The organism is Oceanobacillus alkalisoli (assembly GCF_022213125.1).
GTDB classification, from domain to species: Bacteria; Bacillota; Bacilli; order Bacillales; family Amphibacillaceae; genus Oceanobacillus; species Oceanobacillus alkalisoli.
The window spans coordinates 1-350 of the sequence record NZ_JAKNRA010000053.1; the positions used below are offsets into that span (position 1 = coordinate 1).

The 350-nt window shown below is 37.4% G+C and carries 1 protein-coding gene; it reads left to right on the forward strand.

Annotated elements, in window-relative coordinates; all coding sequences use genetic code 11:
- Positions 1–350, forward strand: a 350-nt coding sequence (locus L3V42_RS18110) for a transposase (RefSeq protein WP_238472629.1), incomplete at both ends; no start/stop codon positions are given.

Consider the following 350-nt stretch of genomic DNA (forward strand, 5'->3'; position numbering starts at 1 on the left):
TAAAAAATCGAAATCGAACGCCACTCATTACATACAATCAATATCGAAAGGAGAAGAAAAAGAAACACAAAGAGAATGCTTTTCATGTAGACAACTGGGAATACAGCGAAGAAGAAGATGCATATGTGTGTCCAAATGGAAGAAAAGTGAAATTTAGTTATCATTCGAAACGAACGGACAGATATGGATTTACACGTGAATTTAAAGTGTATGAATGTGAAGCCTGTTCCGGTTGTCCTCTTCGTGATTTGTGCACGAAAGCCAAACCAGGAAATAACAGAAAAGTATTCCTCAACGAGAAGTGGGAATCACAAAAAGAATATGTACGCACGAAGCTTTCAGACGAGAAA